At 59.5% G+C, this 6,000-nt stretch carries 7 protein-coding genes and 1 tRNA gene; 1 reads left to right on the forward strand and 7 read right to left on the reverse strand.

Annotated elements, in window-relative coordinates:
* Positions 1 to 58: 58 nt before the first annotated feature.
* Genes VXJ24_RS05260 through deoC form a run of 3 tightly spaced genes read right to left on the reverse strand, consistent with a single transcriptional unit; the run spans position 59 to position 2,621 of the window.
* Positions 59 to 931: an SDR family oxidoreductase gene (locus tag VXJ24_RS05260; protein ID WP_330971869.1), complete on the reverse strand. Its 873-nt coding sequence runs from the start codon at positions 929 to 931 to the stop codon at positions 59 to 61.
* An 8-nt stretch (positions 932 to 939) separates the two neighbouring features.
* Entirely contained in the window at positions 940 to 1,902 is a 963-nt protein-coding gene (locus tag VXJ24_RS05265) for a class I mannose-6-phosphate isomerase (protein ID WP_330971870.1), read from the reverse strand.
* Positions 1,903 to 1,910: 8 nt separating this feature from the next.
* Entirely contained in the window at positions 1,911 to 2,621 is a 711-nt protein-coding gene (gene deoC / locus VXJ24_RS05270) for a deoxyribose-phosphate aldolase (protein WP_330971871.1), read from the reverse strand.
* A gap of 243 nt (positions 2,622 to 2,864) precedes the next feature.
* Between deoC and VXJ24_RS05275 the strand changes: the two genes are divergently transcribed.
* Entirely contained in the window at positions 2,865 to 3,584 is a 720-nt protein-coding gene (locus tag VXJ24_RS05275) for a GntR family transcriptional regulator (protein ID WP_330971872.1), read from the forward strand.
* Between the two features lie 91 nt (positions 3,585 to 3,675).
* On the opposite strand, the gene VXJ24_RS05280 is transcribed toward VXJ24_RS05275, so the two are convergent.
* From VXJ24_RS05280 to VXJ24_RS05295, 4 genes are all read right to left on the reverse strand, one after another.
* The gene (locus VXJ24_RS05280; RefSeq protein WP_330971873.1) at positions 3,676 to 4,605 is read right to left on the reverse strand and encodes an RNA ligase family protein; all 930 of its coding nucleotides are present in this window, start codon (positions 4,603 to 4,605) and stop codon (positions 3,676 to 3,678) included.
* 112 nt (positions 4,606 to 4,717) lie between these two features.
* Positions 4,718 to 4,803 (reverse strand) — tRNA-Leu (locus VXJ24_RS05285).
* Positions 4,804 to 4,946: 143 nt separating this feature from the next.
* On the reverse strand, positions 4,947 to 5,351 hold the full coding sequence (locus VXJ24_RS05290; protein ID WP_330971874.1) for a DUF6262 family protein: 405 nt from the start codon (positions 5,349 to 5,351) through the stop codon (positions 4,947 to 4,949).
* 243 nt (positions 5,352 to 5,594) lie between these two features.
* The gene (locus VXJ24_RS05295; protein ID WP_330971875.1) at positions 5,595 to 5,861 is read right to left on the reverse strand and encodes a putative quinol monooxygenase; all 267 of its coding nucleotides are present in this window, start codon (positions 5,859 to 5,861) and stop codon (positions 5,595 to 5,597) included.
* Between the last annotated feature and the right edge of the window lie 139 nt (positions 5,862 to 6,000).

A 6,000-nucleotide genomic window follows, 5' to 3' on the forward strand; every position in this document is an offset into this window, starting at 1 on the left:
AAGCCGGAGCGGGAGAAGCCCTCCTGCTCCGGCTGGTTCAGACAGAATGCCTGCCGCTCTATGCAAGCCCGAAATCACGCAGGCAGAGATCGAGATCTTCCTCGAACGTCCCGAGCTCGATGCCAGCAGCTTGAATCTTGTCGGATGCCAGACGGAAATCGCGCGGAGCCTCTGCATACGTCTTCTCATCGGGCAGGATGATGCGCTCTGTGATTCTGGAATCACAGCCAAGACGTGCAGCAATCACCCGTGCTGCCTCATAGGTCGTATAGGGATTCTGGCTCGCAAGATGGTAGACGCCAGACGGCAGTGCCAGAATCTTCGGCAGCTGTCCAGCAAATCTCTGTGCGTACGTCATGTTTCTCCGCTCATGCACGCGGAAGCCTGTCGGCGTATCCGTTCGGAGCGCCCGCATCACGTTCGTGAGGATGTTGGGGGAAGGATGCACGCCCGGCAGCGCAAGGCCGAACATCCAGGAGAAGCGGAGGATCACATAGTCCTCGAGGTGCTCCTGGATCCAGAGATCGGCCTCTGCCTTCTGCTGGCCATAACGGCTGACCGTCCCCATCTCATCCGTTTCGCAGTATGGTGCCTGTCCCGGCGCGGCATTGAAGCACTGCTCGGTCGAGATGAAGACAAGCCTCTTGCCCCGCTCCTGGCAGACGCGAGCAATCTCGATAGCGGACTCCGTATTCACGCGATGTGTGCCTTCGGAGTCCTTCTCGCAGTGTGCCGTCGTGGCATCTGCTGCCATATGGAGGCAGATATCGAAGTCTGCCTTCCTGAAGCGCTCTGCTACCCGCTCGGGATCAGCGAAGTCCACGTCGCTATGCGATACCCGGATGAAGTCGTAGGTGCCTGCGTTGTAGAGCTGCGCCAGACTTGCAAGATATCCGTGCGCACCGGTAATCAAGACCCGCTCTCTTGCCATGTCTCCTCCTATTTGCCTTCATCTTCGAACTCGCAGGAGTGTGCTGCATAGCTCCTGAGCACGCGGCAGCATCCCTCAACGGTGTAGCTTCCGGCAGATGCCGGAACGATAAGGGAACGTGTGGGAGCAAGCGCTGCAGTTCCGTCCTCAGTCTCCACTTTTGCCGTGCCGGCTACGCAGGAGATGATGTGATAGCGGCTACAGGTATCCTGCGTCCAGCTGCCTCTGACATCAGCCACATCAGAGACGAAGATGCTGGTCGTGATGCCCCGGCGAACGCCCGCAGGAGCCTTTGGATCCAAGGCGCCAAGCCTTCTTGGCTCAGGCCTGCTCTCAGTCCTCAGCACATCGAATCCCTGCTTCACATGGAGCTCGCGGCCACGGCCCCAGTCGCAGATGCGGTAGGTCTTGAAGCCGAAGGATCCTACCTCCAGCGCAAAGACGCCTGCACCGAGTGCATGGAGCGTCCCTGCCGGCACAAGCACGAAGTCACCTTCCTCTACAGGGATGCGGCGCCCATAGCGCTCGCCAATCGTGTCATCTGCTGCAGCTACACGCAGAGCCCCGACATCGTCTGTCGTCGTTCCGAGTATGATGGTCGCACCCGGATCTGCCGCCAGGATGTACCAGGACTCCGTCTTCTCGTGGTCGTGCTCATGTGCCTGGGCATACGCCTCATCGGGATGTACCTGCACGGAGAGGTTCTGAGCAGCATCCATCGTGAGCACCTGCACGATGCCAGGATCGCCTGCACACTCCCCCATGATCTCTTCTCGATGCTCGTCGATGAGCCGGTCGAGCGACATCCCGTCGAAGGGGCCTCCCTCGACCATGTTCACGAGTCCCTCATGTACAGAGACGTCGAACGACTCGCCGTACCAGACATCCGCCTCGAGGCCTCTCGCCTCATTGATTCGAGGACCTGACCAGACGGGAGAGATGTAGTTTGGCCTCAAGAGTATCGGTCCCATAGAGGTCCTTACAGCTCGAAGATGTCCGTGCCGGACTCGGCTGCACGCTGCTTGAGCTCTTCCATGATGGGAACGCCGGCACTGCAGCCAATGCGCTCGGCGCCTGCCGCGACCATTGCAAGGAAGGCATCGGCCGTGCGGATGCCGCCTGCCGCCTTCACCTTCACGCGCGGATCGACATGCCCCCTCATGAGGCGGACATCCTCGACCGTAGCGCCGCCCGTCGAGAAGCCGGTAGAGGTCTTCACAAAGGTCGGCAGCACCTTCGAGGCCACCTCGCAGAGCTTCAGCTTCTCCTCATGCGTGAGCAGGCAGTTCTCGAAGATCACCTTGGAAGGCACACCTGCCTCGCGGCAGACACGCACGATCTGCGACATCTCCGATGCGATGTAGTCCCAGTTGCCCGCCTTCACTTCCGTGAGGTTCACGACATAGTCGATCTCGTTCGCGCCATTTGCAAGGGCATCCTTCGTCTCGAAGACCTTCGTGGCAATCGAGGTCTGGCCGAGCGGGAAGGAGATGGCAGCGCCCGTATGGACATTCGTGCCAGCAAGCAGGGTCGAGCAGAGCTTCGACTGCACCGAATTGACGGCAACCATATGGAAGCCATACGTCACTGCCTCATGGCAGAGCTTCTCCATGTCTTTGCGCGTCGCATCGGGATGCAGATTCGTATGGTCGACCATATACGCAAGCTCTGAGATCGTATAGCGCTTCATGCATGCTCCCTTTCCGGAAGGCAGGCACCATGTTCTGCCTCTGTCGGTCTTTATGTCTGACATAATAGCGCCTATAGCTGACCTCTATGCCGCAATTGCCTGACTTTCTTGCAGAAGATTCTTTCAAGCAGCAGGTACCTGGACCAGAATTTGCTGCTTTCCCAGACTTTTTATGTCATACCTTACTTCATGCCATTCCCAGTCACCTACAATGGGGGCATCCACACAGACGAAAGGCCAGACGTGGCAGAGACGCTCTACGACAGGATAAAGGACGACCTTCTCGCAAAGATCAAGGACGGGACCTATCCCGAGGGCACGACCATCCCCACGGAGATCGAGCTCGCACAGGCCTACGGCGTGAGCCGACCCACTGTTCGCCAGGCGCTCCAGATCCTTGCAAGCGAGGGCTTCCTGGAAAAGCGCCGCAAGCGTGGCACGATCGTTACGCATCCCAAAGTAAGCCAGCGCGGATTCACGATGGAGCTCGCAAGCTTCGAGGATGCGATGCGTCTGGCAGGACGCATGCCGAGCACGAAGGTGCTCACGTTCCGCCGCGAGCGTGCAGGCGAGGCGGTGCAGGAGGCGCTCGAGCTCTCCCCGGGAAACGAGGTCTACAAGCTTGTGCGCCTGCGCTATGCAGACGGAGAGCCCAATGTCTTCGTGGAAAGCTACATCCCCTATGCGCTCTATCCTGGGCTCGACCAGTACGACTTCGACACGAAAAGCCTCTATGCCGCCATGAGCGAATGCGGGAAGCAGGTCATGCGTGCACGGCGCCACCTCGAGGCCATCAAGGCAGAAGGTGCCACGGCAGCGCTTCTCGATGTGGAGCCAGGAGACCCCCTGATCGTCTTCCACTCCGTCGCGCGCGATGCGGACGGGACAGCGGTGGAGTACTCCGTTGCCACCTACCGCGGAGACAGCAACTCGTTCGATCTCGAGGTAAGCAGGAGTTCCTGAATCCCTCCCATAAAAGCAGGAAGCCCGTACAGGACGTTCATTTCCGTCCCATACGGGCTGCTCTTCCCTGCTTTTCTCCATGCAGGCAGTCCTAATGCTTGGCTGCAGCAAACGTGCCGACACGTCTGGAGCAGAGACCCTGCAAGGTCCCGAGGTCGACCTTCGGATTCCTGAACTTCCTGGCCCAGTTCGGGCACTCCCCAAGCAAGTCCTTCCAGCTGAAGGAGATGAGCATCCCCATCATCTTGCGGCTCGCCAGGTCGAACTCGTCGGTGCCGCACGCGACGCATACCTTCGCTATCGTCTTCTCGATCTCGGCATCCGTCACGAATGCCTCGATGATGGCAGGCTCCACCTGTTCATGAAAGGCAGGCTTCCTTCCCTGCCGCTTGAACTCGTCGAGCACGATCTTCCCGTATGCCATGCGGCCGAACTGGTTCTTCCAGCCAGGCACCTTGCAGACGACGCCCTCGCCGACCTTGCCGGTCCCCTCGATAAGGAAGTCGTTCCTCTTTGCAAGATCGAGAACATCTACCTCAGTCGGATGGTCAAGCACAGCCAGAAGCTTCACGAAATAGGGCTCGAGGCCCGCCTTGGCAAGCTCCTCCCTCCACGTGGGCTCGGGGAGATATCCTCCAGCCTCCTCGTCGAGCACGTCGTAGATGAACAGCGTGCCCAGAGCCCTCTTGTCGTAGCCCTTGAAGGAGCCGATGAGCTTGTCCTTGCCCATCCACTCGCCGTAGACGACCTGCGCTGGATGTGCCCTGCAGTATTCTCTCAGAAGCTTTGCCTCTTGAGCATCGCCTGTAGCCCACGCGAAGAAGCCGGCATTGTCCGACTCGGCAGAAAGCGTGCGCGTACGCGATCCTGCGCCGAGTGCGCCCGTCTCCTCATCCCAGAAGACGCAGGCATTCGTTCCATCTATCTTGGATGAGACATACACGCAATCATTGTCGAGAAGCCCCTCGCATTCCTCTGTGCCGAGCCGCTCGACATGCGTGTACTTTGCATACACTGCCATGTCCCTTTCCTCCTTCTGCTGAATCTCTCTATGGTTCATCTGCCTCTGCCGAAGCAGCAGGCAGCAGCATCGCAGCCTACGCCCGATGCCTTGATACGTTTTTTCATGCACTTGGTCGGGGCGGCGGGATTCGAACCCACACGGCCCTATGGCCACGGGCACCTGAAGCCCGCGCGTCTTCCGTTCCGCCACGCCCCGAAAAGGCTGCTTCGATGCACGGAGCACGATATGCAGCAGCAATGAGCTGTCCGGCAGGAGCTCTGCCTCATCTCGGCATGGCTCCATGGCGGGCTGTCATTCGGCAGCCTATTCTTGCTTTCCGGATGAGCTCTTATTCCTCGCTATGCCGCTCTTGAGGCATGCCTGTGCAGCCTGCGCAGGGCATGCTCCTGGCGCTGTCGTCGCGCCTGCCAGCCCCGCTGGAGAAGCATCCTCTCGCGCCTGACCTCTTCGAGCTCACGGCGGAGCCCGGCATTCTCGAGCTCGAGCCGGGCTATCTCGGAAGCGGCATCATCGCTTCCCGCAGCGCCAAGCTTCCCTTCGCGGGCGCGGCAGACAAGACGGCGAAGGTCTTCCCTGCGGTAGAGCGTGCTGCGCGATACAGCCGATCGCTCTGCGACAGAGTAGAAGGAGACGGGCTCATGCTGGACAAGCAGCTCCGCTACAGCCCTGCCCACTCTGATAGAGATGCTCTCGCTCATATCCTGCGGCACGCTGATGGTGCAAGCTGAATCATGCTCGTTCATGTTCCCTCCCCTTCCTCTGGGATGCTGGTCTTCTCTGGAAGGCTCTTCCTTCCGGCACCATATTCTTGCACCGAAAAGGCAGCTCAAAGGCGAGATTGCCGAAATGGGACGAATGAGACTATGGAAGGTTGCCTTCATGTCGAGTTGAGCCGCATTGGGAGCTTTCCCACCATAGCCTCCAACAGAAAGCGCCGCCCAGTTGCAGCTCTGGACGGCGCAGGTCAAGACATTGCGAATGCTCTGCTATTTTCTGATGAACTTCTGGTCGCTCTCAGGCATGCCCGCCTCGTCCGAGACATAGCGCTCGAACGTCATGTGCAGGTCGTACTTGTCGCGCAGCTCTGCAATCGTCTTCATCATCGGCGATGCATGGTGGGCATCGATTGCCGCCTGGTTCTCCCAGGAGTCGATCAGAAGGACGGTCTCCGGGTCGTCGAAGGAGACCCAGTACTCATAGCGGAGATTGCCCGCTTCAGCACGAATGGCATCGACCGTACCCGACGCTTCCATCTCCTCGGCGAACTTCTTTGAGGCTTCGGTAGTTTGTGTGACAAGGGGCTAGCCTAGGCAGCAACGCTCTTCGCTCCCTTCACGCCCTTCTTCCTCGCCTTCACCGGGCGACCCGGGAGCTGGGGCTGGCAGTCGCCGC

The organism is Olsenella kribbiana (genome assembly GCF_036408795.1).
Lineage (GTDB): Bacteria > Actinomycetota > Coriobacteriia > Coriobacteriales > Atopobiaceae > Olsenella_L > Olsenella_L kribbiana.

What these genes read in the sequence shown, in the direction of transcription:
- VXJ24_RS05260 (WP_330971869.1), bottom strand. Translation starts at nt 931, where the DNA reads ATGGCAAGAGAGCGGGTCTTGATTACCGGTGCGCACGGATATCTTGCA.
- VXJ24_RS05295 (WP_330971875.1), bottom strand. Translation starts at nt 5,861, where the DNA reads ATGGAAGCGTCGGGTACGGTCGATGCCATTCGTGCTGAAGCGGGCAAT.
- VXJ24_RS05290 (WP_330971874.1), bottom strand. Translation starts at nt 5,351, where the DNA reads ATGAACGAGCATGATTCAGCTTGCACCATCAGCGTGCCGCAGGATATG.
- VXJ24_RS05280 (WP_330971873.1), bottom strand. Translation starts at nt 4,605, where the DNA reads ATGGCAGTGTATGCAAAGTACACGCATGTCGAGCGGCTCGGCACAGAG.
- VXJ24_RS05265 (WP_330971870.1), bottom strand. Translation starts at nt 1,902, where the DNA reads ATGGGACCGATACTCTTGAGGCCAAACTACATCTCTCCCGTCTGGTCA.
- deoC (WP_330971871.1), bottom strand. Translation starts at nt 2,621, where the DNA reads ATGAAGCGCTATACGATCTCAGAGCTTGCGTATATGGTCGACCATACG.